Raw genomic sequence first — 2,360 nt, 5'->3', positions numbered from 1 at the left:
TTGAATTCCTTGTCAAAACTTCTTCTTGTTCCTTCTTTCATTGGTTCTAAGTTAAGGGGCTTAACTTACTGTCCAATCAAATGTAGCAGATCCAACACAGATTCTTTTCTGGTTAAATCTCCTTGAAAAATCTAATCTGGATTTAGAAAAATCAACTTTTTATCATCATTCTAAACCCTTACTTTTAGAATTGAGTTTATAATACAAATAGATTTTAATCATAAAATCATGGCAAAAAAGTTACATCTTATTTTCATCCTGCCGCTAATTTTCTTCATCTTCGGGTCAGCTTATGGTCAAAGAGAAGATGCTGGTAACTATGACTATGACCAAGAAATGGTTTTTGGCCTTAACAAAAACACTAACGGTGGTCTAATCGGAGGTTTATTTTTTAAAATTGGAACAAGGTTGGATGACTCACAGTTTAGCTTTTTTTCGCTTGAATTATCAAACCTAAAAAACCCCAAAGAAGTCAGATATAATACCGTTTTGGGAAACAGCTATGTTTTTGGTAAGTCAAATTACTTGTATTCAATCAGACCACAATATGGACGGGAGGTGATTTTATTCAAAAAAGCTCCCAATCAAGGGGTTCAGGTATCTGCTTTAGCTGGTATAGGTCCATCAATCGGATTGATCGCCCCTTATTACATAGAATATGCTCTAAATCGCCTTGAAACTGTCCGAGAACAATACAATCCAGAGGTACATCAAAGTAGATTTAATATTTTAGGAACAGGAAGGTTATTTGAAGGTATCGGACAATCCGAGCTTGCAATCGGAGCAAACTTCAAAGCGGCTCTTAATTTTGAATTTGGGGTATTTAGGAGTAATGTCACCGGTGTGGAACTAGGTTACCAATTAGAGGGTTTTACCAGAGAAATTCCTTTGATTACTACTACGGAAAATAAGCAATTATTCCAATCTGCTTATTTTACCTTCTATTATGGATTTCGAAAATAAGTAAAGTTGGGTATCCGATAGTTTACCCTTAATTTTGCTCCAAATTCAAACTTCAATGATCGAATTACCAGTTATTTCTGAAGAAAGTACAAGGCGTAAAAAACCAGATTGGTTGCGTGTTAAACTTCCTGTCGGAAAAGAATATGCCAAAGTCAGAAAACTCGTAGACCAGCATAAATTACATACCATTTGCGAAAGTGGAAACTGTCCAAATATGGGGGAGTGTTGGGGAGCAGGAACTGCCACTTTTATGATCTTGGGAAATGTCTGTACACGATCATGTTCATTTTGTGCGGTGGCCACCGGTAGACCGCCGGAATATGATGAAGATGAACCAAGACGAGTAGCAGAGGCCATCAAATTAATGGGTGTAAAACACGCGGTACTAACCTCTGTAAATAGAGATGAATTAAAGGATCGTGGAGCCGAAATCTGGTATCAAACCGTAATTAAAACCAAAGAGCTTTCACCTGAAACGACAATTGAAACATTAATACCTGATGTAAAGTCAAATTGGGAAGCGCTTTATCGAATGATCAGCGGCGGTCAGGAAGTCGTTTCACACAATATGGAGACTGTAGAAAGCCTTTATCGAAGAGTCAGGCCTCAGGCCAAATATCAACGATCTTTAGAGCAGATTAAATTGACAAAAGAATATGGGAAGAGAACCAAAACAGGCATCATGCTTGGCTTAGGAGAAAGTCAAGGCGAGGTTTACAAAGCCATGGATGACTTGGTAGCTCATGGATGTGATATATTGACCTTGGGCCAATACCTTCAGCCCACCAAAATGCATATTGAAGTTGCAGAGTTTATACATCCTGATCTTTTTGCCAAATACCAGGAAGAAGGCTTAAAAAGAGGTTTAAAATATGTAGAGTCAGGTCCACTTGTACGCTCATCCTATCATGCTGAGCGACATGTAAATGTTTAAGTTTTAGTGAAGATTGATTTAAAGTCCAGAGAAATCTGGACTTTTTTTATGACAAAATTCAAAAATAGTTGATTTGGAAAAATGTAGAGGAGGATAGGTTTTCCATTTAAAACTCAACATTATCAAAATGGATTCCTAACTATTGGGAAAACTTTCCAAAACACAAAAGCACTATCGATTTTGCTGAGGTTTGGAATGATGTGGAGGCGATCACGATACCAGGGGTGTAATCGGATCAGTCTGAATATCTGGGGAAGTAGATTTTTATCCATAGATATTGGAGAGTCGAAATGGGAAGAATTCAATATTGGCTACGCCTCTGAACTACGCTCTGAACGCTTTTATTTTAGCATTGAATGAGTCGGCCGAATCCCCTTGTCTTGGATTCAAAACACAAAAGCCCCGTCATTTCTGAGGGGGCTTGGAATAATGTGGCGGCGACCTACTCTCCCGGGTGTAACCC

At 38.3% G+C, this 2,360-nt stretch carries 2 protein-coding genes; both read left to right on the top strand.

Annotated elements, in window-relative coordinates:
* Nucleotides 1–228: 228 nt before the first annotated feature.
* Nucleotides 229–963 carry a hypothetical protein gene (locus BM043_RS19245; protein WP_177188534.1) on the top strand — a complete coding sequence of 245 codons (735 nt, stop codon included), beginning with the start codon at nt 229–231 and terminating at the stop codon, nt 961–963.
* Nucleotides 964–1,018: 55 nt separating this feature from the next.
* Nucleotides 1,019–1,897 carry a lipoyl synthase gene (lipA, locus tag BM043_RS19240; RefSeq protein ID WP_092794895.1) on the top strand — a complete coding sequence of 293 codons (879 nt, stop codon included), beginning with the start codon at nt 1,019–1,021 and terminating at the stop codon, nt 1,895–1,897.
* Nucleotides 1,898–2,360 lie beyond the last annotated feature (463 nt).

The sequence above is a fragment of the Algoriphagus hitonicola genome, from assembly GCF_900113375.1.
Classification (GTDB): Bacteria; Bacteroidota; Bacteroidia; order Cytophagales; family Cyclobacteriaceae; genus Algoriphagus; species Algoriphagus hitonicola.
The sequence above is the reverse complement of the archived record's forward strand: the minus strand, read 5'-3'. Positions and strand labels throughout refer to the sequence as shown.

Coding starts and splice junctions, on each gene's coding strand:
- BM043_RS19245 (WP_177188534.1), top strand. CDS start 229: ATGGCAAAAAAGTTACATCTTATTTTCATCCTGCCGCTAATTTTCTTC.
- lipA (WP_092794895.1), top strand. CDS start 1,019: ATGATCGAATTACCAGTTATTTCTGAAGAAAGTACAAGGCGTAAAAAA.